Source organism: Streptomyces sp. NPDC002209, from assembly GCF_042890265.1.
Lineage (GTDB): Bacteria > Actinomycetota > Actinomycetes > Streptomycetales > Streptomycetaceae > Streptomyces.
In genome coordinates this window covers 234,703-258,338 of sequence record NZ_JBIARX010000010.1, presented here as the reverse complement: position 1 = coordinate 258,338, position 23,636 = coordinate 234,703, and the positions used below count along the sequence as shown (strand labels likewise).

Genomic DNA, 23,636 nt, shown 5'->3' with positions numbered 1-23,636 from the left:
CGTCTTCTGGTGCTCAACTGGCGCGCAAAAGGGGCAAACGACCCGCAGTCGCATGCCTGGACGGGCCTCGGCCGGTCGTGGGCGGCTTATGCCCAGCCAAAGGCGGGGCGAGGACGCCAAGCCGGGCGGAGCGCGTAGCGATTCGATGCGTCCACGGGGCAGTCGGCACTGCATGGCCATCTCTTCGCTGTTCGGTGCAGGTTGACCCTGCCCGGACCCGGAAGGGGTGCCTATGGGCCCTTGGGGGAGGCTTCACCATGACCGGCTGGGCTTGGTGGTCCTGGTGGGCGGGCTGCGGCTGACCGGGAGGCGGGGTCGGGCATCTCTGATGGGCCCGTTTGCGCATCTGTCCCCCATGCCGTTCCTTCGGGGGCTTCCCGACAGTCTTTGGCATTCCGGGGCGGGCCGGTCGGTCAAGGGTGGCCGTAGGCCATCGCGTAGCGACGCGACGAAGGAGCGCCCTTGAGGGACCGGCACGACACGGAAGGACAGTGAGACTGACGGGCAGCCCCCGGCACCTCTTCCGACGCCGTCGGGCCGGAGCTCAGGCTCCGGTGATCCCGCCGAGGAAGGCAGTCCAGGTCGTCGGGTGCACGGCCAGTTCCGGGCTCGCCGCCAGCTTCGAGTCCCGGATGTGGACGGCGTCGGCGCATGCCGCGACCTCGACGCAGTCGTCGCCCTGGCTTCCGCTGTACGTCGACTTGTGCCAGGAGAGGGCGACCTCCACGCAGTTGTCGCCGTCACCGCTGCTGTAACTGCTCTTGAACCACCGCAACGGAGAGCTGTTCACAGGGATCCTCGCATTCGCATCAACAGGCCCGTGCTGTCCGCCGGATTGAGGGCCTGGATACGAAGTTTGGCATACCGCCGATGGAGGAGGCTGACGTCTTTTGGGTCAGATAGAACCCGGCCCGACTGCTGCCCCTCGCTGTAGCCCAGCCACTCGTTGTCCTCGGTTTCGAGGAGGCAGAAGGGGCCACCGAGGCCCGCGTGGTGGGGGCTTACCTTCGGCATGATCTGCAGGTCGACGTTTGGTAGCCGTGCGCACTCCACCAAGTGGTCGATCAGCTGACGCGTCACCTCCGGTCCGCCGGTCTGTCGCTCGATCACGATCTCGTCGAGGATGAAACTGAAGATCGTGTACGGAGTGCGATGGAGAATTTGCTGACGCTCCAGGCGGGCGGTGACGCGGGCCTCCACCTCCTCTTGGGTGGGGAGCGGCAGAACGTCTCCTATCAGCGCACGTGCGTACGACTCAGGCTGTAACAGTCCTGGAACCGAGCGGCATTCGTAAGTGTCGAGAGCGCTTGCCTCCTGCTCCAGCTCCGCCCACCTCTTGAACCACGTCGCCAGTCCTCGTTTGCGGTTCAGCCGCCTCGCGGCGATACGGATGACGCCGAAGGCGTCCAGCGCCTCCTCCGACCGGTTCACGAACTTCACGGACGGGTGTCGGCGGCCCTGTTCGACCGAGCCGACGTACTGGACCGAGTACCCGACCCGCTCGGCCAGTTGCTCCTGGGTGAGCTCCGCGCGTTTGCGGAAGGCCTTCACGGTTTCCCCGAAGTTGCGCAGGTCGCTGTCCGGTTCGACCTCGCCGTCACCGTTCTCTTCGTGACTCACCATCGCGGTCACCTCCCGCGTTCAGGTTCACGGGCGGTGACCGCCACTGTCCAGAGCGTGAACTCGTACAGATGAAAAGTAGCGGTCGGCTTTCTGGGAACTGCCCTGTCCACCCGGCACGTTGCTCCCATGACCGCACCCTCTGGCCCCGCCCAGACCCTCGTACGCGTGTTCACTCAGCGTTTCAGCAGCACCCGGCGCGGGGCCCGCCTCGCGCGGTGTCTCGCCATGGGCGAGCTGCACGACTGGGGGATCCCGCACCGTAGCCCCCTGTCCGAGGACGCGGAGCGGATCGTCGCCGAGTTCACCGCCAACGCCGTGATCCACGGGCGCGCCGCCGGGCGGGACTTCGAGCTCAAGCTGACGCTCCTCGAGGGCGTGCTCCGGATCGAGGTGTCCGATGCCCGGCGGGAGCGGCGGCCCGTCGTGCAACCGCACGCGTACCAGGCCGAGGGTGGCTACGGCTTGCGGATCGTCGATGCCGTCGCCGTCGACTGGGGGGTCACGGACCGCGTGATCGGCAAGACGGTCTGGGCCGAGCTGGCCCTCGGGGCGGCCCGTCATCCCTCTGGCGGGTGATGGAGCGGCGGGAGCCTGGCGGTGTGGAGCCGCTCCTCGGCAGTACTGTCGGCTGTGTTTCCCTGGGTGCGTTTCCTCCCCGAGCCCGACATCCGTGCGTTCGCTGTCGAACTGGTCGACGCCCTGCGCGCCGCTGACTCGGCCGGCAGCCGTGCGTCCGTCGCCCAACTGCTCGTCGCATGGCAGCACACGGCCGAGGTCCACTCCGACCCCGAACTGCTCGACGCGCTGACTGCGGACCACGATGCGGACTACGGCCCGGTGCCCGATCCGCGAGGCGTCGGGTGACGGCGGGGCGCGGAGAGCGCGCCGCGCCGCCCCGTCAGGGACGCCAGCGGGGGGCCTCGTCGTCCGGCTTGGCCGGACTCGCGAAGTGGAACGGGACGCCGAGGTGGGTGGCGAGGGCCGAGCCCGCCCGGGTGGCCAGGGCGGCATGCGGGTCGAGGGGGCCCGAAACGGTGTCGCCGAGGGCGCGGACGGCCGTGCCCCAGTAGATGGTAGCCAGGCGGTGCTCCCCGGCGGGGGCGTCGGTGATGGCCAGCAGCTCCACGAACCAGTCGTGGACGGTGTCGCCGTCCCAGACGGCCTCGACCGCCACCACGCGGCCCGGGAGGCCGGCGGCGCGGGCCGCGAGGGAGTCGAGGTCGACCGGCGAGTCGGGGGTGCGGGCCACCCGGTCTCCGAAGTGCTCGTAGCGGGCGGCGATCAGGTCCTGGGCCTCGTTCAGGCCGAGGCCCTGGGCGCGGCCCGCCTCCCGGACGGTCCGGACCGCGTACATCAGGCGGTCCTGGAGGACGTACCCGTCAGCTTGTTCTCGGATGCCGGCCGGGAGGCTCTCCCACTGGTGGTTCATGCGGATCCCTCCGGGACGAAGATGCTCACCTGGTAGGTGGTCGGATGGGTGAGGCGGCCGCAGAACTGGTCGATCCGTACGCACTCGGGTGCGATCTCGCGCTCGGTGTAGAGGTGGCGGATGTACTCCTTCATCTCCGCGTGCACCTGCGTGGAGAACAGCGGTTCCCAGTGGCCGGGTACGGCTGCGGCCCGGCGGTGGGCGCGTTCCCGGCTTCGTTTGCGCTTTTGCTGGCCCGGCAAGTGGATCAGCCCCCTTTCGGGGGCCATCGTGGGGCCGGCCGTCCGCCCGCGTCGACCGAATTAGAGGTACTGCGCGAAGTCGTCCAGGACCCGGAGGATCTCGGCCTCCTTCGCCGACGGGAGCTGGAGGACGACCTCCTCGATGCCCAGGTCCGCGTAGTGGGCGAGCTTGCCCGGGTTCGGCTGGACCGCGTACGGGACCACCTGGAGGTTCTTCGGGTCGCGGCCCGCGGTTTCCCAGACCTGGCGCAGCACCGGCAGGGACTCGGAGAGCCCGCCGCCGCCGATGGGGAGCCAGCCGTCGGCGTGGTCGGCGACGGCGGCGAACAGCTTCGGGCCGGCCGCGCCGCCGATCAGGGTGCGGGGGCCGTGCAGGGGGTGGCCGGGGCCGAGCTCGCGCGGGGGCTGGACCGGCTTGGGGTGGGCGGCGCTGGCCTGGACGGAGGAGAACTCGCCGACGTACGCGGTGGGTTCCGGGGCCCACAGGGCGCGCATCAGGGCCATCCGGTCCCGGACCAGTTCGCGGCGGGTGCGCCACTCGACGCCGTGGTCGGCGGCCTCCTCGACGTTCCAGCCGTAGCCGATCCCGAGGGTGAAGCGGCCGCCGGAGAGGTGGTCCAGGGTGGCGATCCGCTTCGCGAGGTCGATCGGGTCGTGCTGGGCGACCAGGGTGATGCCGGTGCCGAGGGTGATGCGTTCGGTGACGGCGGCGGCCTGGGCCAGGGCGACGAAGGGGTCGAGGGTGCGCCCGTACATCTCGGGGAGCTCGCCGCCCATGGGCGCGGAGGTGTCGCGGCTGACCGGGATGTGGGTGTGTTCGGGGAGGTAGAGCCCGGCGAAGCCGCGCTCCTCGAGGGAGCGGGCGAGGCGGACGGGGGAGACGGTGTGGTCGGTCAGGAAGATGGTCGTGGCGATCCGCATGGCTGAGGGCACCTCCGTGGCTCTTCGGGCTGTCCGGGTGTGCGGGTTCCCCCTGGCGTACGGGTGGTCCGTGGCGCCCGGGACCGGCGAAGGTCACGCTACGGCCTGCGGGTCGGATTGTTGAGGGGGCGTCAGCCGACGGGGTAGCGGGCCGGCCAGCCGGAGGCGGGGACCGCCGGTCCGTGCAGGGTGGGGCCCTGGGTCATCTCGAGGGCGAAGTCGTCGGCGATTTCCAGCAGGGTGGCGCGGCCTTCGAGGTCCGCGAGCCAGGCGCCCGGGAGGGCGGTTTCGCCGTGGAGGGCGCCGAGCAGCGCGCCGCAGAGGGCGCCTGCGGCGGTGGAGTCGCCGCCGTGGTTGACGGCGAGGCGCAGGCCGTGCGCGACGTCCTCGGCGACCAGGGCGCAGTAGACGGCGACGGCGAGGGCGTCCTCGGCGCCACCGCCACCGTCGGGGTCCTCGCCCGCGGTGACGGAGGCGACGGCCTCGGGTGTGGGCGGCCCCTGCGGGACCGCTGCGACGGCGCGCTGGAGGGCGTCGGTGACGTTCTGGTGGCCCGGGCGGGCGCCGAGCAGGCCGAGGGTGCGCTGGATGGCCGCGTCGAGGGAGTCGCCGCGGGTGAGGCCGTGGACGATGACGGCGAAGGCCCCGGCGGAGAGGTACGCGGCGGGGTGGCCGTGGCTCTGCGCGGCGCATTCGGTGGCGAGTTGGAGGACGAGGGCGGGATCCCAGCCGACCAGCAGGCCGAAGGGGGCCGAACGGGTGGCGGCGGCCGCGTCGCGGGCGGTGGGGTTCTTCGGCCGGTCGAGGGTGCCGAGGACGTCGTCGGCGAAGCCGGTCATGCAGGCGCGCGCGGGGCCGCGGCGGGCGTACAGCCATTCCTGCCGGGCGAGCCAGCCGTTGTCCTTGCGGCGTTCGTCGGGGCCCCAGTCGTGCTGGGTGGCGGCCCAGCGCAGGTGTGCGCGGTGGATGTCGGTGGGCGGGTGCCAGGCGCCGGTGTCCCGGCGGACGTGGGCCCGGATCAGCCCGTCGACGGTGAACAGGGTGAGCTGCGTGGCGGCGGTGACCGTGCCGCGGCGCCCGTACGCGGGGGCGGGCTCGGTCAGGCCCTGGGGGCCGTGCGCCTCGCGTACGGCGTCGAGGGGGAGGTCGGCGAGGGGGGCGCCGAAGGCGTCGCCGAGGGCGGAGCCGAGGAGGGTGCCGCGGACGCGGCTGCGGAAGTCCTGCTGCTCGGCGCGCCCCCAGAGCCCCACGGCCGCGCCGGAGCGCCCGCCGAGGGTCCCGGAGCGTCCGCCGAGGGTCCCGCCGGAGCGTGCGCCGAGCGGCTCGCCGGGTCGTGCCCCGGTGCCGGGCCCGGCCGGTGCCGGGTGTTCTCCGGCCGGCTTCTCGGTCGTCGTGCGGTCCATCGCGATCCCCCTGCCCCGCCCCGGCATGCTCTGGCGCGCACTGTAATGGACACGTCCGATCGAATCCGGAGGGAGGCGGTCCAGTGACGCGTACGCGGGTGCAGAAAGGCCGGAATGCGCGCAGCGACCTGTAGACATCTCGTTCACATCCGGTCGGAAAGGGTCGGCAGAAGCGCAGGTGGCGCGCCTTGATCGACAAGTGGCACGTTTTGCCACTCGCCTTGGAGCCGGTCGGTTTCGGCCATGTCTCGTTCATGCAGAGTTCTTCGGCGGCCAACAGCCTCGAGGGCATGAAGAAGGCACTCCTCGCCGCGACCGTCGTCGCCTCCGCGCTCACCGCTTCCCTGGTCGCAGCCCCCGCCGCCACCGCCGCCCCGGCCGGCACCGGCTGGGACCTCCCCTGGACCGGCCACCACCACAGCCGGACCGCCATACCCTTCACCGAGGCCACCGTCACGGCCGGCGCCGACGGTGCGTTCACCCTGAAGTGGAAGGCCCAGGGCGCCAAGCGGGTCGAGATCAAGGCCAACGGCAAGGTCGTCGCCAAGGGCGGCGCCGAGGGCACCGCCGTGGTGTCGGGGCTGCCCGCAGCCGACCGCCAGTGGTTCGACTTCCGGCCCGACCGCGGCGAGGGCCTGCGCCTCGCCGACCGCCTGATCAAGCTGGAGGGGGCGGTCAACTTCCGCGACGCGGGCGGCTACCGCACCACCACCGGCCAGTGGGTCAAGATGGGCGAGGTCTACCGCTCCGACGCCCTCGACAAGCTGACCGCGGCCGACCTGGCCAAGCTCCAGCGCCTGCGCGTGAAGACCGTCTTCGACCTCCGCATGGAGAGCGAGCGCACCACGGCCCCCGACAAGGTCCCGGCCGGCGCCGAGTACACCGTCGCCGACGTCTTCGCCGGCTCCGGCTCCTTCCAGACGCTGCCGAAGTCGCCGGACGAGGCGGTGAAGGCCATGGTCGACGCCGAGAAGGCGATGGTCGGCGGCGAGGGCGGCAAGAAGGCGTACGGCCAGGTCTTCGGGGGCCTGGAGCGCGACCGCGACCGCGCCGTCCTCTTCCACTGCACCGCGGGCAAGGACCGTACCGGCTGGGCGAACGCCTCCCTGCTGACCGCCCTCGGCGTGCCGGGCGACACCGTCATGGCCGACTACCTGGCCAGCAACGACTACCGCAAGGCCGCCAACGACGCCGTCCTGTCGCACCTGCCGGCCCCGCAGGCCGCCGTCTACAAGCCGATGCTCGACGTGCGCCCCGAGTACCTGAACTCCGGCTACGACGAGGTCAAGGCGAAGTACGGCACCTTCGACCGCTACCTGAAGGACGGGCTCGGCATCGACGCCCGCGAGCTGAAGCAGCTCAAGAAGGACCTCCTCGTCGGCTGATCCCGGCACGACGAAGGCCCGGCCGGGAGCGCTCCCGGCCGGGCCTTCGTACGTACTCCCCTCAGTCCAGCACGGGCAGCAGCTCCGGCAGGTGCCCGTCCGAGGCGCGCGCCGCCCGCTGCCGCTCCTGCGGCACCTCCCCGTACAGCGTCGTACGGGCCTTCGCGGGCCGCCCGGCGGCCTCCGCGACGGCGATCAGGTCCCGTACGGACTTGTACGAGCCGTAACTCGACCCCGCCATCCGGGAGATGGTCTCCTCCATCAGGGTGCCGCCGAGGTCGTTGGCCCCGGACCGCAGCATCTCGGCCGCGCCCTCGGCCCCCAGCTTCACCCAGCTCGTCTGGATGTTGGTGATGTGCGGGTGCAGCAGGATCCGGGCCATCGCGGTGACGGCACGGTTGTCGCGGACCGTCGGGCCGGGCCGGGCGATGCCCGCCAGGTACACGGGCGCGTTGGTGTGGATGAACGGCAGCGTCACGAACTCCGTGAAACCGCCCGTCTGCTGCTGGATGCGGGCCAGCGTGCGGAAGTGCCCCAGCCAGTGCCGCGGCTGGTCCACGTGCCCGTACATCATGGTCGACGAGGACCGGATCCCCAGCTCGTGCGCCGTCGTGACGACATCGATCCAGTCCGCCGTCGGCAGCTTGCCCTTGGTCAGCACCCAGCGGACCTCGTCGTCCAGGATCTCCGCCGCCGTGCCCGGGATGGAGTCCAGCCCGGCCTCCTTGGCGGCCGTCAGCCACTCCCGCACGGACATCCCCGTCCGCGTCGCGCCGTTGACGACCTCCATCGGCGAGAACGCGTGCACGTGCATCCCCGGCACCCGCTGCTTCACCGCGCGCGCGATGTCGAAGTAAGCCGTCCCCGGCAGGTCCGGGTGGATGCCGCCCTGCATGCACACCTCGACCGCGCCCACGTCCCAGGCCTGGGCGGCCCGGTCGGCGACCTGCTCCAGCGACAGCGTGTACGCATCGGCGTCCGTACGGCGCTGCGCGAAGGCGCAGAAGCGGCAGCCGGTGTAGCAGACGTTCGTGAAGTTGATGTTCCGCGTGACGATGTACGTGACGTCCTCGCCCACCACCGACTTGCGCAGGTCGTCCGCGATCCGGCACAGCGCGTCCAGCGCCGGCCCGTCCGCGTGCAGCAGCGCCAGCGCCTGCGCGTCGCTCAGCTTCGTCGGATCGTCGGCGGCCTGCGCGAGCGCCGCCCGTACGTCGGTGTCGATGCGTTCGGGGACCATGCCGGGGGCGGCCGCCTCGCGCAGGGCCTCCCAGTCCCCGTAGACGTGGTCGAAGTCCTCGCGCCGGTCCGAGGTCCGGCCCTCGGTGTCGATGGCGGCGTGCAGATCGGTGCGCCCGTACGAGGCGAAGCCCTCCTCCGGCTCCTGCCAGGGACGGCCGACGACCTCGGCGTCCGGGTTCGCGAGGCCGGTCTCCGGATCGGCCAGGGCCCGTACGTGCGGCAGCAGCCGCGGGTCCAGCCACGGTTCGCCGCGCTGCACGAACTCCGGGTACACACAGAGCCGCTCGCGCAGCGCGAAGCCGGCCGCCGCGGACTGCTCGGCCAGCACGTCGATCTGCGGCCAGGGCCGCTCGGGGTTCACGTGGTCGGGGGTCAGCGGCGAGACGCCGCCCCAGTCGTCGATGCCCGCGCGGATCAGCCGGGCGTACTCCCCGTCGACCAGGTTGGGCGGCGCCTGGAGGCAGCCGGAGGGGCCCATGATGTGCCGGGCGACGGCGACCGTGGCGACGAGGTCGTCGAGCTCGGCGTCGGGCATGCCGCGCATCGCCGTGTCCGGCTTGGCGCGGAAGTTCTGGATGATCAGCTCCTGCACGCCGTGGTACGAGCGCGAGACGCGGCGCAGCGCGAACAGTGACTCGGCGCGCTCCTCGTACGTCTCCCCGATCCCGATGAGCAGCCCGGAGGTGAAGGGCACGGAGGAGCGCCCGGCGTCCTCCAGCACCCGCAGCCGTACGGCCGGCTCCTTGTCGGGGGAGCCGAAGTGCGGGCCGCCGGGCTCGGACCACAGCCGCGTGGCCGTGGTCTCCAGCATCATGCCCATCGAGGGCGCGACCGGCTTGAGCCGCTGGAAGTCGGCCCACGACATCACACCCGGGTTCAGATGGGGCAGGAGCCCCGTCTCCTCCAGGATCAGGATCGAGATGGCCCGCACGTAGGAGATCGTGTCGCTGTACCCCTGTGCCTCGAGCCACTCGCGCGCCTCGGGCCAGCGGTCCTCGGGCTTGTCGCCCAGCGTGATGAGCGCTTCCTTGCAGCCCAGCGCGGCGCCGCGGCGGGCGATGTCGAGCACCTCGTCGGGCGACATGTACATCCCGTGCCCCGCCCGGCGGAGCTTGCCGGGGACGGTCGCGAAGGTGCAGTAGTGGCACTTGTCGCGGCACAGCCGGGTCAGCGGGATGAACACGCTCTTCGAGTACGTGATGACGCCGGGCCGCCCGGCGGCCGCGAGGCCGGCGTCGCGGACCCGGGCGGCGGAGGCGGCGAGGTCCTCCAGGTCCGCGCCGCGCGCCTGGAGGAGTACGGCCGCCTCGGTCGCGTCGAGCGCGACGCCGTCGCGGGCTCGCCTGAGCGCGCGGCGCATCGCGTTTTCGGTCGGAGTCGTCATGCGGTGAGCATACGATCCGACGCCCCGGCCGCGAGGTGGCTCATCGCATCAGCTCACCGGCGTTGACCAGCAGCGACTGGCCGGTTATCGCCCGCGCCCGGTCGGAGGCGAGGAACACGGCGGCGTCGGCCACGTCCCCGTCCGTGGCGAGGTCGGGCAGCGCCATCCGGTCGGTGAGCCGGGCGTGCACCTCGGCTTCGGGGACGCCTTCGGTGTGCGCGGTGAAGGTCACGAACGCCTGGACGGGCGGCCCCCACATCCAGCCGGGCAGCACGGTGTTGACCCTGATCCGGTGCGGTCCGAGCTCGCGGGCCATGGAGTACATGGCGGACGTCAGCGCCCCTTTGGAGGCGGCGTAGGCGGCCTGCTGGACCTCGTTGGGCGCGGCAACGGCAGACTGCGTCCCCACGATGACGACGGACCCGCCCGCCACCTTGAGCCCGTCCAGGCAGGCCCGGGTCATGCGCAGCGTCCCCAGCAGATTGACGTCGATGATCTGCGACCACGTCCCGAAATCGGCGTCCTCGAGCCCGCCGAAATACGAATCCCAGGCGGCGACGTGCACCACGGCGTCGATCCCGCCGAACCGTGCCCGCGCCAGCTCGGCCAGGGCCGTGCACTGTCCCTCGTCCGTGATGTCCGTCGGCAGGTACGCCGTGTGGAGCCCCTCGGGGTCGATCTCGGCGGCGGACTTGGCGAGATTGGCCTCGGTCCGCGCCCCGAGCACGGCGTTGCCCCCGTCCCGCACCACGGCCGCAGCCACCTGGTGCCCGAGGCCGGCCCCGACGCCGGAGACGATGACGGTCTTCCCTTGCAGCAGCATGCGCGTGGCCTCCCGGCGAGGGGTGTATCTGACGGTCCGTCAGGCTAGCGCCGTCCCGCCGCCGGAGGGAAGGGCCGTGCGCCGCCCCCGACGGCAGCCCGGGCCAGCCGCCCCAGCCCCTGCGCTATCTCCTCCGGCGTGTGCGTCGTGAACGACAGGCGCAACGTACGGGGGTCGGGCGTGCCCGTGTAGAACGGTGCTCCCGGAACGAATGCCACGTCATGCGATATCGCCTCCTTCAGCAGTGCGGTCGCGTCGTGCCCCTCCGGCAGCCGGGCCCACACGAACATCCCGCCCTCCGGCCGGTTCCAGGCCGAGCCCGCCGGCAAGGCCGCGCCCAGGCCCGCCAGCAGGGCGTCGCGCCGGGCCCGGTAGGCCGTACGCACCGTGGCGACGTGGGCGTCGAGGTCCACCTCGCGCAGGTAGTGGGCCGCCGCCAGCTGGTCCACCGTCGACGTGTGCAGGTCCACCGCCTGCTTGGTCACCACCGCCGCCCGCCGCAGCGCGGCCGGCGCGCGGAGCCAGCCCAGCCGGAGTCCGGGAGCCATGATCTTCGAGAAGCTCCCGAGCAGCGCCGTACGGTCCTCCGCCCCCGGGTGCGCCGCGAGCCACGGGACCTCGGCCCCCTCGAACCGGAGGTCTCCGTACGGGTCGTCCTCCACCAGCCACAGCCCGCGCCGCGCCGCGATCTGCGCCACCGCCGCCCGCCGGGCGCCGGGCAGGGTGCGCCCGGTGGGGTTCTGGAACGTCGGCACCGAATACAGCAGCTTGGGCCGCTCCCGCGCCACGATCTCCTCCAGCGCATCGGGCAGGATGCCCTGCTCGTCGCAGGGGACGGGGACCACCCGCGCCCCCGCCATCCCGAAGCACTGGAGCGCCGCCAGGTACGTCGGGTTCTCGACGAGGACCACGTCTCCCGGCTCGACGAGCGCCGAGGTGATCAGCGAGAGGGCCTGCTGGGACCCCGTGGTGACCAGTACGTCGTCCGCGCCGGTCTCCAGTCCCCGGGCCGTCGCCCGCGCGGCCACCGCCTCCCGCAGCTCCGGCGCGCCCTCGGTGGTCGAGTACTGCAGCGCCCGGCTCGCCGACACCGTGAAGGCGGCGTCGTACGCGGCCCGCAGGCCCTCGGTGTCGAAGAGCTCCGGGGCGGGCAGGCCGCCGGCGAAGGAGATCACCCCGGGGCGTGCGGTCAGGGCGAGGATCTCGCGGATGGGCGAGCCGGCGACGGCGCGGGCGCGGGCGGCGAAGGCGGGTGGCGGCGAGGGCAGGGCGGCGGCAGACGGCACGGTGGCTCCTTGGGGGGCGGGCGGGTGGGGCGCATCCTAACCGCGAAAAGATGCATGAGGCACCTACATGTCGCGGAGTGGAACACGGCGCACCCCCTCCCCAACTGACGCAGCATCAGCTAGACCGTTCCCCATGACGACGGAGAACCGAGAGAGCCAGGACACCCGCCCCGACACCTACGCCGAGCTGGCGGCCGTGGGCCCGTACGGCGTCCGGCCCGGCCATGCGCTGATCACCATGGTCGAACCGCACCCGGGTCACGAGTACGCGTACAACCGCTGGTACGAGGACGACCACTACTACGCCGGTGCCATGGCCATGCCGTGGATGTACGCGGGCCGCCGCTGGGTCGCCACCCGCGAACTCCAGGAACTGCGCTACCCGGAGAAGTCGGCCGTCGCCCAGCCCGTCACCGCCGGGTGCTACATCTCCACGTACTGGGTCACCGAGGGCCGCTACGACGAGCACATGAAGTGGACCGTCGGCATCAACAAGCGCCTGAACCGCGACGGCCGGGTCTACCAGGACCGCACGCACGTCTTCACGTCCTTCCAGGACCACGAGGCCACCGTCTACCGCGACGGGGCCGCCGGGCCTCGGGACTTCCACGCCCTCGACCACCCGTACGCCGGCCTCGTCGTCCAGGTCGTCGACGCCGACGGGCCCGAACAGCGGGCGGAGCTGCTGGAGTGGCTGCGCTCGCGGGCCCTCCCGAAGCGGCTGCACGGCTCGCCGGCCGCGATGGTGACGGCCTTCCGGCCGACCCCGCTGCCCGGCGACCGGATGACGTACGTCAAGCAGGTCGAGGGGGTCGACACCCGGTTGACCCTGCTGTGGTTCCTGGAGGCCGATCCGCGCACCTGCTGGGACCGGTTCCGGGGGCTGGACACCGAGGTCGCCGAGGCCGGGCTGGGGCGGGTGGAGCTGGTGGCGCCGTTCATCCCGACGGTGCCGGGGACGGACCGGTACGTGAACGAGCTCCGCTAGCCGGGCCCGGGACATGGCCGAGCCCCCTCGGCCGGGACGGCGGGCCAGTCGAGAGGGCTTCAGTCAGTGGTGCAGGTGGTGCGGGTGGTTCCTGTAACGCAGTTGTCGAGCGTGGTGCAGAGGGAGGATCGGTGGGGTCGTACGCCCTGACGTTCAGGCGAGGCGCCCCAGCCGGCCCTCGGTGACGTCGGCCACGAACGAGGTCCAGGAGCCCGGCGCGAAGGTGAGGGACGGACCGTCCTGCACCTTCGAGTCGCGCACCGCGATGGCCTCCATGACGGGGGACTTGACCTCGACGCAAGCGCCGTTTCCGCCGGAGTAGGAGGACTTGGTCCAGTTGTCCGTGGCGCCCTGACGAATAGCCATGTTTCTCTCCGGTTCAGCGAGTTGTGCCAGTGATGTGTCGGTCATTTCGGTTTCCCTGACCGACGTGATCGACGCTACCGGCACCTTCCGACGGCTGAAGGGGTCATTCACCCGACCGAGTGGCATATTCCATTCAGGACTTCTGTGGCCGGGGAGCGACGGTGTACCGTACCGGCCCCCTCGCCACGTGCCCGCCAACGCGGTGTCCGCTGCCTCCGCTTTTACTTCCCCTTGCCCGCATACTCGCCGATGATCTCGGCGATGAACTGACGTGTCTGTTCCACATTGAGCGCCTGCGCGCGCAGGTGCTCGTACATCACGCTGTACTTCTGAACGTCGTTGGCCTTCTCGAGGTACAAATCGCTCGTCACGCCCTCGATGTAGACGACCGTCGAATCGGACGCATCCGGGAATTCCAGGATGGCGTACTGGCCGTTCACGCCCGGATGGGCGCCCATCGAGAACGGCATCACCTGCACCGTGATGTACGGCTGCTCGGACTGCTCTATCAAGTACTCGAGCTGCCTGATCATCAGCTGGGGGTCGCCCACGTGCCGCCGCAGTGCGGCCTCGTCGATGACCGCCCACAACCGCAGCGGCCCGACCTCGGGGTTGTTGTTGTCCGTCTCGGAAAGCCGTTTCTGCCGGTGCATCCGCACCTGGACGCGCTTCTCCACGTCGACCGGGGCCGTCTCGGGCAGCGCCCCGCGGATGAGGGCCTGGGCGTACTCCGGGGTCTGGAGCAGGCCGGGCACCATCTGGGGCTCGTAGGTGCGCAGGCTCGCGGCATCGGTCTCGAGGCCGATGTAGACGCTGTACGGGATGTCGCCGAAGGCGTGCCACCAGCCCTGCTGGCGGGAGTCCTTGGCCATCTGCATGAGGGAGTCGACGAGCCGGCGGTCCTCGACCTCGTACACGTCGCACAGGTCGCGGACGTCGCGCTGGCTGATGGAACGGCGGCCGTTCTCCAGCCTGCTGATCTTCGACTGGGAGACGAGCAGGCGCTCGGCGACCTGCTCGGCCGTCATGCCCTTGTCTTCGCGGAGCTTGCGCAACTCCATGCCCAGTCGGCGGCGTCGGACGGTGGGATTGACATTGGACGCCACTTGAACGGCACCTCCGCCTTCTTCTGGTTCTGTCTCTCTGCGTGTCTGCTGGTGAGCAGACTGCCACCGAAGGGCGGGGCGGCGCCGGAGAACGGCCCGGAAATGCAGACGCGCGGGACGGCGGGGCCGGCGGACCGGCCTCGCCATCCCGCGCGCTGGCGGCTCCCGAACCGGGTCATCGGGGACGCCGGTTGCGGCGATGGCGGTTCGGTGGAGCGGTGAATCCGTGGTGCCGTGGTGCCGTGAATCGGTGAATCCGTCAATCCGTGGATCGGTGAAGCCGTGGATCAGTGCGCGGCCGCGCGGGCCATCGCGCCCGTCCGGCGTGCCTGCATCGGAACGCCGTTCGCCGTGGCCCGGGCGGGCGGCGGCGGCGCCGGTGCGCGATCACGGCGCGGCTGCGCAGCCACACCGTTCTGAACGTCCATGACGGCATGCGCCACGAGTCCGCCCATCGGGTCGTGCCGGATCAGGTCCCGCAGCCGGGACCTGGACGACCGCCCCTCGTTGCCGGGGTACAGGTGCTTGCCGAGTCCGACCGCGTGGGCCAGTGCGGCGAGCGCCGCGGTCCGCGGGTCCGGCGGTACGCCGGTGCGGATCGCACTGTCGAGCCGGGCGCGGATCTCCCGGCTGATCGCCGTGTCGGTCGCCTGGTAGCGAGTCGTCGGCAGCACTCCGCACATCTGTCCCGCGACGGCATGCACCATGCCGCAGCGCTCCAGATGAGCGAGGTAAATCTGGCGGAGCCCCAATCGGGGTCCACCGATCCAGTGGACGGCCCGTACCGGGCTGCCGCGCCTGCGCAGCAGTTCCAGTGCGGAGTCCAGAGTCGGATCTCCTGTCGGCCGTGGCATCACCACGGCGATACGATCCCCGTCAGGGGCTATCCGTCCTGCCAGAGCCAGCTCTACTAGCTGTGCCCCGGCCAGGCCGAGGTCGAGCGACTGCGGCTGCGCCGTGGTACCCGTGGTCGGGTCCAAAGCGAGCAGCAGAAGCTCCTCCGGAATTGTTCTGCGGCTCCTGCCCATCCATGCCTCCCCGCGTGGATGAGTGACAGGGTGACGCCTCTCACATTCATCTGTCGAGAGCGCCTGGTCGCTTTGTGGGGGAACCGGCAACTATGTCGTTCTCGTCTAGCGCGGGGGCGATGCTCCCTAGACGGGACACTGTTAGACATTCGGACAGCCGGACGTGGTGGCGATCGAGGAGGAACTGGTGGCGGGCGAGTCCCCCGACAAGTCGGTTGATGAAGGAGCGTCGGGGGCGGCGATGTCCTCCGCGGAGCGTGACCCGAGGTTGTCTGTGTTCCGGCCGCGGGAACCCGAGTCCGGGACCGCCTCTGCCTCCGGCTCCGGCTCCAGCTCCGGCGAGGGCAAGAGCCGGGATCCGCTGCGCGAGGCGGTGGCGGCATGGGTGGCGACGACCGACGCGGAAGCCGATGGCTCCGCCGGGGAGTCGGCGCCGGGCGCCGGGTCCTCCGGACGGGTGGACTCCGAGGCTGCGGCCGAGCCCGCGGCCGACAGCGAGCGCACCGCGGTCTTCCGCGCCCCGAAGCCGGGTACGGACGCCTCCGATGCCGGTTCGGGCTCCGGTTCGGGCTCCGATGCGGATTCTGGTTCCGACTCCGACTCCGACTCCGGTTCCGGTTCCGGTTCCGGTTCCGGTTCCGCTTCCGACTCGGCTTCCGCTTCTGTGGACGAGCCGTCGGACGCCGAGGAGCCGCGCTCGGCACCGGCCTCCGCCAAGGGCCGTACGGATGCCCCCGCGTCCGCGGCTGCGAAGCCGGCCTCCGCCGGGGCGTCGGCCGGGAAGCCGGGCTCGGATTCCGCTTCCGCGGGCGAGCCGGCGGCCGACAGTGAGCGCACCGCGGTGTTCCGCGCCCCGAAGCCGGGTACCGCCTCCGCTCCCGCCGGGGCGAAGCCGGCTGCCGCAGAGGCATCGGCCGCGAAGCCGGGCTCGGACGACTCCGCGAAGGACAAGCCTGCCCAATCCGCGCGCGCGGATTCCGGTTCGGCGTCGGCCGCGGACAAGCCGGCTGCTGCCGGGAAGCCGGCCGACAGCGAGCGCACCGCGGTGTTCCGCGCCGTGAAGCCGGGCTCGGCCGCTGCGTCCGCTTCCGCTTCGGCCAAGGGCGGTACGGAGGCCGCTGACAAGCAGGCTGCCGCCGAGAAGCCGGCCCAGGCGTCCGCCGACAGCGAGCGCACCGCGGTCTTCCGCGCCGTGAAGCCGGGGAGCGGTACGGGTGCCCCGGCGTCCGGCGCCGAGAAGCCGGCCGGCGGCGACCGAAGCCCTGCCGGTGGTTCCGCTTCCGGTGACGCCAAGGGCGCGGCCCCCGCGGATGCGGGGGACAGCGAGCGCACCGCCGTCTTCCGGGCTCCGAAGCTGGATTCCGCCTCGGGTGCCGCGAAGGCCCCGGCAGCCGGCAAGGCTTCCGACGAGCCGGCCGACAGCGAGCGCACCGCCGTGTTCCGGGCTCCCAAGGTGGATTCCGGTTCGGGTGCCGCGAAGGCCGCCCCGGCGACCGCCGGGAAGCCCGCGGAGGAGCAGGGCGACAGCGAGCGCACCGCGGTCTTCCGGGCTGTGAAGCCGGACGCGAAGGCGTCGCCCAAGGCATCGCCAAAGGAGTCGCCCGAGGCGTCGCCCAAGGAGTCTCCCAAGGCATCGGCATCGGCATCGGCATCGGCTCCGGCCCCGGAGAAGCCCGCCGCCCCCCGCCCCGTGCCGCCGAAGGCGGTCGGCGGTGAGCGGGCCAGTACGTTCGTGCCGCTGCGCAAGGACGGGGGCACGGCGGCCAAGCCCGCGGCTTCGGCGCCGTCGGCCGCCCAGGCCCAGGCCCCGGCGCCCGCCGCCCCGAAGCCGGTCGTGTCCGAGCGGAGCGAGCGGACCACGCAGCAGCCGCTGCCGCCCAAGCCGCCGCTCGACATGCTCGCGGACCTGACCAACAACCCGCCCCCGCCGCCGAGCCCCCTGCGCACGGCAGTGCGGCGGGTCAAGATCTACGCCCCGCTCGTCGCGCTCCTCGTGATCATCCTCGCCGTCGTCCAGCTCGTGCGCCCGCTGCCCGAGCCGAAGCTCACGATGACCGCGAAGTCCTCGTACACCTTCGACGGCGGCAACCCGGTCCTGCCCTGGCCGAAGGAGGGCCAGGCCCACATGGCCGCGGCCGGCCTCGGCACCGTCGGCAGCTTCGGCGAGCAGAAGCCGATCGCGATCGGCAGCGTCGCCAAGACGATGACGGCGTACGTGATCCTGAAGAACCACCCCCTCAAGAAGGGGGAGAAGGGTCCGATGATCGACGTCGACAAGACCGCGGTCGACGACGGCAACAAGGACTCCGAGGGCGAGTCCACGGTCAACACGCTCAAGGCGGGCGACAAGATCTCGGAGTACGACGCCCTCGCCGCGATCATGATCCCGTCGGCCAACAACGTCGCGCGGCTGCTCGCGCGCTGGGACGCCGGCGGCGACCAGGAGGCGTTCGTCAAGAAGATGAACGACGCCGCCAAGGAACTCGGCATGGCCAACACCACGTACACCGACCCCTCGGGTCTGGACGCGACGACGGTCAGCACCGCCGAGGACCAGGTCAAGCTCGGTCTCAAGATCGTCGAGATGCCGGAGCTGATCGCGATCACCAAGCTGCCGGACTGGACCGACCCGTCCGGCAAGAAGTGGCGCAACTACAACACCCTCATCCCGTTCAACGGCGCGCTCGGCATCAAGACCGGCTCCACCACCAAGGCCGGCGGCAACCTGCTCTTCGCGGCCGAGAAGCAGGTCGGCAAGACCAACCAGCTGATCGTCGGCGCGGTGCTCGGCCAGCACGGCGTCCCCATCCTCGACACCGCCATCGCGGCCAGCAAGCAGGTCATGCTGGCCACGCAGAAGATGCTGGTGAGCGCGCCCGTCGTGAAGAAGGGCGACGTCGTCGGGTACGTGGACGACGGCCTCGGCGGCCGCACCCCGGTCATCGCGACCGGCGACGTGGCGGCGGTCGGCTGGCCCTCGCTCACGGTCACCATCAAGCTGGCCGGCGGGGACGGCAAGCTTCCGCAGAGCGCCAAGGCGGGCACCGAGATCGGTGTGCTGACCGTCGGTGAAGGGGCCAGCCAGGTGAAGGTGCCGGTGGCGCTGCAGAGCGATCTCGCCGCGCCCGGGATCGGCAGCAAACTGACCCGTGTCGGCTGATCGCCGGCATCGGTGAGCTGACCGCGTGATTCGGCGCCCCGGGCAACCCCGGGGCGCCGTCGCGCGTCTAGCGACGCGGGAGCCGGTCCCGGGAAGGGGCCGCAGATGTCCGATCGACGTGCCGGGAAGTCCGGGGAGTACGGCAGTGACCACTGCTGAACAGCAGAGCCAGAGCCAGAGCCGGAGCGCACCAGCCGCCGCCGGCGGATCCGGTGCGTCCGGGGCCGGCCCGGCCTCGGGCTCCGCTCCCGGCTCCCTCCCCGCTCCCGGTTCCCTGCCCGCTCCGGCTCCCGCGCCGGGCGGCACGGGGGCACTGGGGGTCCTCGGCCGGGCCCGCCGGCACCCGGTGCTGGTCGCCACCGTGCTCGCCGCCGTCCTGCACGTCGTCTGGTTCTTCAGCTTCGCCAACAGCGGCGGCGACCTGGCCGCGCAGGACGCCTGGGCCGAGTTCGTCGGCCGCCATCCGGATTCGGCGTACAACCTCGCCTGGTACGGCGGCATGCACCCCGTCTCGTACAGCGTGGTGTCCCCGTACGTGATGTACATGATCGGCGTGCGGACCACGATGATGGTCGCCGGCACGGTCTCGGCCGGGCTGCTCGCGCTGATCCTGACCCGCTGCCGCGGCACGGTCCGCGAGCCGCTGTGGCCGGCCCTGGCCGGGGTGTACGGACTGCTCTGCAACGCCCTGTCCGGCCGGGTGACCTTCGGCCTCGGCGCGATGTTCGCGCTCGGTGCCGTCGCCGCCGTCTTCTGCTGGCCCCGCAAATGGGCGGAGCGGCGCTGGGCCAAGGCGGCCGTGGCGGCGCCGCTGGCCGGGCTCGCGACCGCCTCCAGCCCTGTCGCGGGGCTCTTCCTCGGGGTGATCGCGGCCGCGCTGTTCCTGTCCGGGCGGCGCCCCGGGGCGTACGCGCTGGGGCTGGCCCCGGTGGCGGTCGTCGGGCTGTCGGCCTGGCTGTTCCCGTTCTCCGGGACGCAGCCCATGAAGCTCGGCTCGGCCGCGCCGCCGTTCCTCTTCGGGCTGGCGATCCTGTTCCTCGTACCGAAGCGGTGGAAGACGGTCCGGATCGCCTCCGCCGTCTACGCCTTCGGGGTGCTGCTGACCTGGGCGATCGATTCGCAGGTCGGCTCGAACGTCACCCGGCTGGTCATGCTGTTCGGCGGGGCCGTGCTGCTCGCGGCCCTCCCGTACGCGGTCCCGCGCACCCGGCACTGGTACGCCGTGCTGCTCGCGTTCGCCGGGATCAACATCTGGATCACCGCCAACAGCATCACGGACATCGTCCGCACCACCCCGGTGGCCGCCTGGAACCGGGAGCTGGCCCCACTGGTGGACCAGCTGAAGAAGGAGGGCGCCGACCGCGGCCGGGTCGAGGTGGTCCCGGCCAGCAGCCACCGCGAGTCCTCGGCCTTCCCCGCGTACGTGAACCTCGCGCGCGGCTGGAACCGGCAGGCGGACCTCGAGCGGAACCCGCTCTTCTACGACGACACCCTCACGGCCGACAGCTACCGGGAGTGGCTGGACCGCTGGGCCGTGCACTACGTGGTGCTGCCCGCCGACAAACCCGATTCGGGCGGGGAGGACGAGGCGAAGCTGGTGCGCGCGGGGCTCCCGTACCTGCAGCAGGTGTGGGGCGACGCGAACTGGCGGCTCTTCAAGGTGGACGCGCCGACCGACCTGGTGTCCGGGCAGGCCACGGTGGTGCGGGCGGGTGCGGACCAGCTGGTCGTCGACGTGAAGGCGGCCGGACGGGTGCTCGTACGGATCCCGCACTCGCCGTGGCTGGGGCTGGTGGACGGCGCGGGCAAGCCGGTGCCGCCGCCGCAGGAGACGTTCGCTTCGAAGGCGCGCAGCGGGGGCGGCGGCCAGGGCTCGGGCACGCTGCCGAAGGAGTACGCGAACACGGCCGGGTGCCTGTTCAAGGCGGCTCCGGACACCGCGGGCGATGTGTGGACGGAGCTGCTGGCGCCGGGCCCCGGGGTGTACCGGGTGGCGGCGAAGTACCAGCTGCCGCGGGGGACGCCGTGCCCGGAGGAGCTGACCCGCTGGGCGGCCGGGGCGGCGCACCGTCCGGCGCCGCCGCGTCCCTGACCGGGAGCGGACCGGGCGGGTGGATCGGGAGTTTTTACGTGCCGTCCGGGTGCGTTGCTCCGTATATCTGCATACGATCCCAATAGTCCGATTGGGTGCTTCCCGAGGGAGTTGACGACGGGATGAGCAAAGAGCAGCAGAAGCAGGATTTCCGAGAGGCCTTCCAGGCCCAGGAGCCGGATCGGCCGCCGCGCCCGGCAGGCCACGGCTTCGAAGGTCTGGTGCGGAGCAAGGTCAAGGGCGGAGCGCACACGAAGGCGGCCCTCAAGCGGGCCGGCACTCCGCAGGGTGACCGCATCGGCGAACGCAGCAGAGGCCTGAGCTGATCCCACGCCCACGGCGCCAGTCGATGGAGAAAGCCCTTCCGGTTACGGCCGGAAGGGCTTTCGTGCGTCTCCGACCAGGGACTTCGGTCCTTGACGGGTCCGCGGGTGAGGATCCGGACAACTGTTACATTGTCGACGGATTACCAGAACATGACCCTCGTAGCGTCGGGGTTGTCGCCAGGGCCGCCCCCACCGCGTGCGGTCGGCCCGGACCGAGACCGGAGGCGACTTCGACCCGAGGGGAACCACCCATGCGCGCCACCTTCCGTACCGCAGCCGTCGCCGCCGGTGCCGTCACCGCACTGGCCCTCCCGGCCGCCCCGGCCTTCGCCGCCGACACCCCCGCCGCCCCCGCCGCCCCTTCCCCGCAGGCCGAGCCGGTCACGCGCGAGGCGCTGCGCACCGCGCACCTGGAGAGGGGCTGGTCGGGCAGGGTCTACGAGCCGGCCCGGTACGAGGGCGCGGCGAAGCCGGGGCCGGAGCCCGGGAAGGTGACTCCGAAGGGCGCCGTCCGCGCGGGCGCCGAGGCGGTCGGCACCTCCGGTGACGGTGCAGCGCTGATCGCGGGCGGCGCCGGCCTGGCCGCCGCGGGCGCCGCCGGCCTCGGCTTCACGATGCGCCGCCGCCGCCGCAGCGAGGGCTGATCCCGCCCACCCCTCGGCCGCCGGGCACCCGCCCGGCGGCCCGCCCCTGCCAGGAGAACACCATGCCCAGCACCCTCATGCGGCGCACGCGCCGCGTGATCGTGGCGACCACCCTGGCGGCGTCCCTCACGGCCGCCCTGGCCGCCTGCGCTGCCGAGCCGCCCCCGGACCCCAAGGTCGGCAGCACCTCCGCCGCTCCGGTCGCGAGCACCGCCACCGCCACCGCCCTCCCTCCGTCGAAGCCGACCGGCATGAAGATCGACGCGGCGGGCGTGGACGCGAAGAAGATGGTCGACCTCGAGGTGGACGCCGCCACCGGCGAGCTCGGCGTACCGGACGCCGACACCGACGCGAACCATCCCGGCTGGTGGACCGGGGGCGTCACCCCGGGCGAGAAGGGCGTCTCCGTCCTCGTCGCGCACTTCGACACCAAGCACGGCCCGGCCCTGATGAAGGACGTCAAGAAGATCGAACTCGGCGATCTCGTCGAGGTGCCGCGCGAGGACGGCAGGACGGCCAAGTTCAAGATCCGCGAGATCGAGGACGTCGACAAGAAGGACTTCCCGACCGGCAAGGTCTACGGGGACACGCAACGCCCCGAACTCCGCCTGCTGACCTGCGGCGGCGAGATCAAGGACGGCCACCGCACGAACAACATCATCTTCTACGCCGACCTGACGCCCTGACCCGCCGACGCCGCAGCCCCTGACCGCCCGCTCCGTGACCGATCCCATGACCCGTCAGGCGCGCGGCACCACCCCCGAGAAGCCGCTGCACGCACGCGAAAGGGCCGGTCCCGAGGATCACTCCTCGAAACCGGCCCTCAGCCGCGTGCCCCCGGCAGGATTCGAACCTGCGACACCCGCTTTAGGAGAGCGGTGGGACGACTTGCGCCCTGACCTGCGACGTCCCGGCCTGGACGGCATCAGCCCAAGTGCTCCGCCAGGAACTGCGGTTCCCCGTGAGTCCCCGCCCAATCTGGCGCGGTTGTGGCACGGAGACCCTCTGATCCGTAGCTCTAGCCAGACCGGTCAACGGTGGTCATTCCGGCCACTGCAAGGCCTTGCCGAGCCGCTGCCGGTTAGGTGCGGTTGCTGTGGTTGCAGTACGCGGCTGCTGTACCAACTCCTGACAGAGTCGCCAGCAGTGCCAGCGAGTCAAGGTACGCACCAAGGGCCTGCGTGGCCGCTGAGGGAAGAATCAGGACGATGACGACCACCGCGATAACCCATGGCCTGGACAGGGGGTTTGACAGGCCCCCCAGGGGAAGGGTCACACTCATTGACGAGCCTCCACTTGGCTTGGGCCTCCAAACCGCGCGCACGGCCAAGCACTCGCGGTTTGGGGGCATTTCTCTTGCCACGGACCGTAGCAACCGCTCGACTGAAAATGGCGCGGCACCGTTTTCGATCTCTGAAACTCGGACACCGCATTACCTAGCAACAACATCCCCGTACAGGCATGTTGCGAGGGGGAATCTCTAGAAAGCTCCAGGACGGTCGAGATAGCTCTAGTCGCTGCGACACCCAGCACGGGCCGAAAGACGGCTGAAAACCGTCGTTCTTGAGGAGTCAAGACCGTCTGGCGGATCAGGCGAGATCGGTTGGCAGCGCTGCTCTCGCCGCCGTGTGCCCGGGTGGGGGTCGAGCGTGTTGGGACAGCGGCTACCCCAGTCACAACCTCGCGGAATCAGTCGAGGTCTTCGGGCGAAAGCTGCCCTGGCCATGTCCTCCTGCCTGTACGCCCCCAACTCCCATCCCGTCTGCCGTCGGCCCACACGCATGTGGAGCGGACGCGGTGCCGGGCGTCCAGGTGGAGCGCGCCACTGTACGAACGACCTGGACGCCCGGTGCCGCGTCTGCTCGGCTTGTCCTGGGCCGATGGCAGACGGGATGGGAGTTCCCCGCCTCAACCCACCACGGGCCGGCACTCGCGTACGGCGCCCCCGCCATCCCGGAGCCTGAGGCCCCCGCCGGAGGCATGTCGGTGAGGGATGGAATCGACGGCCGGTCGGGGCTCGACTCATGCCCTTGGGCCTATCCCGTCTTGCAGGGGCGGGCGTCGGCGCAGCGCGCGCGGAGCGGGCCGAAGGCAGGAGCGTCGCGCGGAGCGGAGCCGGGAAGCCCGCCCGGCGGAGCGGAGCGCAGCCGGGTGCTTGATGAGGTAGAGAAACCTGTAACAGGTCCCC

21 protein-coding genes and 1 tRNA gene are annotated in these 23,636 nt (G+C 71.6%); 9 read left to right on the top strand and 13 right to left on the bottom strand.

Annotation, left to right across the window (positions count from 1 at the left end; translation table 11 throughout):
* Positions 1-544 precede the first annotated feature (544 nt).
* A complete protein-coding gene (locus ACFYXK_RS21780; protein ID WP_389412612.1) occupies positions 545-790 on the bottom strand; it encodes a DUF397 domain-containing protein in 246 nt (81 codons plus the stop codon).
* Entirely contained in the window at positions 787-1,623 is an 837-nt protein-coding gene (locus tag ACFYXK_RS21775; protein ID WP_389412611.1) for a Scr1 family TA system antitoxin-like transcriptional regulator, read from the bottom strand. Before ACFYXK_RS21775 ends, ACFYXK_RS21780 begins: the two co-directional genes overlap by 4 nt.
* Before the next feature lie 126 nt (positions 1,624-1,749).
* Between ACFYXK_RS21775 and ACFYXK_RS21770 the strand changes: the two genes are divergently transcribed.
* Positions 1,750-2,199: an ATP-binding protein gene (locus tag ACFYXK_RS21770; RefSeq protein ID WP_389412610.1), complete on the top strand. Its 450-nt coding sequence runs from the start codon at positions 1,750-1,752 to the stop codon at positions 2,197-2,199.
* A 66-nt stretch (positions 2,200-2,265) separates the two neighbouring features.
* Positions 2,266-2,487: a hypothetical protein gene (locus tag ACFYXK_RS21765; RefSeq protein ID WP_389412609.1), complete on the top strand. Its 222-nt coding sequence runs from the start codon at positions 2,266-2,268 to the stop codon at positions 2,485-2,487.
* A 34-nt stretch (positions 2,488-2,521) separates the two neighbouring features.
* Here the strand turns inward: ACFYXK_RS21765 and ACFYXK_RS21760 are convergent, their stop codons facing one another.
* From ACFYXK_RS21760 to ACFYXK_RS21745, 4 genes are all read right to left on the bottom strand, one after another.
* Positions 2,522-3,052: a hypothetical protein gene (locus tag ACFYXK_RS21760; RefSeq protein ID WP_389412608.1), complete on the bottom strand. Its 531-nt coding sequence runs from the start codon at positions 3,050-3,052 to the stop codon at positions 2,522-2,524.
* Complete coding sequence (locus ACFYXK_RS21755; RefSeq protein WP_389412607.1) at positions 3,049-3,294, bottom strand: hypothetical protein; 246 nt, start codon at positions 3,292-3,294, stop codon at positions 3,049-3,051. Before ACFYXK_RS21755 ends, ACFYXK_RS21760 begins: the two co-directional genes overlap by 4 nt.
* A 60-nt stretch (positions 3,295-3,354) precedes the next feature.
* Positions 3,355-4,215, bottom strand: a complete 861-nt coding sequence (locus tag ACFYXK_RS21750) for an LLM class F420-dependent oxidoreductase (RefSeq protein WP_383515032.1) — start codon at positions 4,213-4,215, stop codon at positions 3,355-3,357.
* A gap of 131 nt (positions 4,216-4,346) precedes the next feature.
* Positions 4,347-5,618, bottom strand: coding sequence for an ADP-ribosylglycohydrolase family protein (locus tag ACFYXK_RS21745; protein ID WP_389412606.1), 1,272 nt, complete (start codon positions 5,616-5,618; stop codon positions 4,347-4,349).
* Positions 5,619-5,908: 290 nt separating this feature from the next.
* Between ACFYXK_RS21745 and ACFYXK_RS21740 the strand changes: the two genes are divergently transcribed.
* Positions 5,909-7,003, top strand: coding sequence for a tyrosine-protein phosphatase (locus tag ACFYXK_RS21740; RefSeq protein ID WP_389412605.1), 1,095 nt, complete (start codon positions 5,909-5,911; stop codon positions 7,001-7,003).
* A gap of 61 nt (positions 7,004-7,064) precedes the next feature.
* Here the strand turns inward: ACFYXK_RS21740 and ACFYXK_RS21735 are convergent, their stop codons facing one another.
* The 3 genes from ACFYXK_RS21735 to ACFYXK_RS21725 are packed head-to-tail and all read right to left on the bottom strand — an operon-like array spanning position 7,065 to position 11,738.
* A complete protein-coding gene (locus tag ACFYXK_RS21735) occupies positions 7,065-9,629 on the bottom strand; it encodes a bifunctional FO biosynthesis protein CofGH (RefSeq protein ID WP_389412604.1) in 2,565 nt (854 codons plus the stop codon).
* A 40-nt stretch (positions 9,630-9,669) separates the two neighbouring features.
* Positions 9,670-10,452 carry an SDR family oxidoreductase gene (locus ACFYXK_RS21730; protein ID WP_389412603.1) on the bottom strand — a complete coding sequence of 261 codons (783 nt, stop codon included), beginning with the start codon at positions 10,450-10,452 and terminating at the stop codon, positions 9,670-9,672.
* 44 nt (positions 10,453-10,496) lie between these two features.
* Positions 10,497-11,738 carry a PLP-dependent aminotransferase family protein gene (locus tag ACFYXK_RS21725; protein ID WP_389412602.1) on the bottom strand — a complete coding sequence of 414 codons (1,242 nt, stop codon included), beginning with the start codon at positions 11,736-11,738 and terminating at the stop codon, positions 10,497-10,499.
* Positions 11,739-11,871: 133 nt separating this feature from the next.
* Here ACFYXK_RS21725 and ACFYXK_RS21720 point away from each other — a divergent pair, with 133 nt between their 5' ends.
* Positions 11,872-12,726: a hypothetical protein gene (locus ACFYXK_RS21720; protein WP_389412601.1), complete on the top strand. Its 855-nt coding sequence runs from the start codon at positions 11,872-11,874 to the stop codon at positions 12,724-12,726.
* 153 nt (positions 12,727-12,879) lie between these two features.
* Here ACFYXK_RS21720 and ACFYXK_RS21715 read toward each other — a convergent pair whose 3' ends face one another.
* The 3 genes from ACFYXK_RS21715 to ACFYXK_RS21705 all read right to left on the bottom strand — a co-directional run bounded on the left by ACFYXK_RS21715 (position 12,880) and on the right by ACFYXK_RS21705 (position 15,226).
* A complete protein-coding gene (locus tag ACFYXK_RS21715; RefSeq protein ID WP_133897754.1) occupies positions 12,880-13,092 on the bottom strand; it encodes a DUF397 domain-containing protein in 213 nt (70 codons plus the stop codon).
* Between the two features lie 221 nt (positions 13,093-13,313).
* Positions 13,314-14,198, bottom strand: coding sequence for a helix-turn-helix transcriptional regulator (locus ACFYXK_RS21710; protein ID WP_053786959.1), 885 nt, complete (start codon positions 14,196-14,198; stop codon positions 13,314-13,316).
* Between the two features lie 287 nt (positions 14,199-14,485).
* Entirely contained in the window at positions 14,486-15,226 is a 741-nt protein-coding gene (locus ACFYXK_RS21705) for a GPP34 family phosphoprotein (RefSeq protein ID WP_389412600.1), read from the bottom strand.
* A 163-nt stretch (positions 15,227-15,389) separates the two neighbouring features.
* Between ACFYXK_RS21705 and ACFYXK_RS21700 the strand changes: the two genes are divergently transcribed.
* The 5 genes from ACFYXK_RS21700 to ACFYXK_RS21680 all read left to right on the top strand — a co-directional run bounded on the left by ACFYXK_RS21700 (position 15,390) and on the right by ACFYXK_RS21680 (position 22,134).
* Complete coding sequence (locus tag ACFYXK_RS21700; protein ID WP_389412599.1) at positions 15,390-18,386, top strand: D-alanyl-D-alanine carboxypeptidase family protein; 2,997 nt, start codon at positions 15,390-15,392, stop codon at positions 18,384-18,386.
* A 145-nt stretch (positions 18,387-18,531) separates the two neighbouring features.
* Positions 18,532-20,478, top strand: coding sequence for an MFS transporter (locus ACFYXK_RS21695; RefSeq protein ID WP_389412598.1), 1,947 nt, complete (start codon positions 18,532-18,534; stop codon positions 20,476-20,478).
* A 122-nt stretch (positions 20,479-20,600) separates the two neighbouring features.
* A complete protein-coding gene (locus ACFYXK_RS21690) occupies positions 20,601-20,804 on the top strand; it encodes a hypothetical protein (RefSeq protein WP_389412597.1) in 204 nt (67 codons plus the stop codon).
* A 251-nt stretch (positions 20,805-21,055) separates the two neighbouring features.
* On the top strand, positions 21,056-21,448 hold the full coding sequence (locus ACFYXK_RS21685) for a hypothetical protein (RefSeq protein WP_389412596.1): 393 nt from the start codon (positions 21,056-21,058) through the stop codon (positions 21,446-21,448).
* 62 nt (positions 21,449-21,510) lie between these two features.
* Positions 21,511-22,134, top strand: coding sequence for a sortase domain-bontaining protein (locus tag ACFYXK_RS21680; RefSeq protein WP_389412595.1), 624 nt, complete (start codon positions 21,511-21,513; stop codon positions 22,132-22,134).
* A gap of 146 nt (positions 22,135-22,280) precedes the next feature.
* On the opposite strand, the gene ACFYXK_RS21675 is transcribed toward ACFYXK_RS21680, so the two are convergent.
* Positions 22,281-22,363, bottom strand: a tRNA-Arg gene (locus ACFYXK_RS21675).
* Positions 22,364-23,636 lie beyond the last annotated feature (1,273 nt).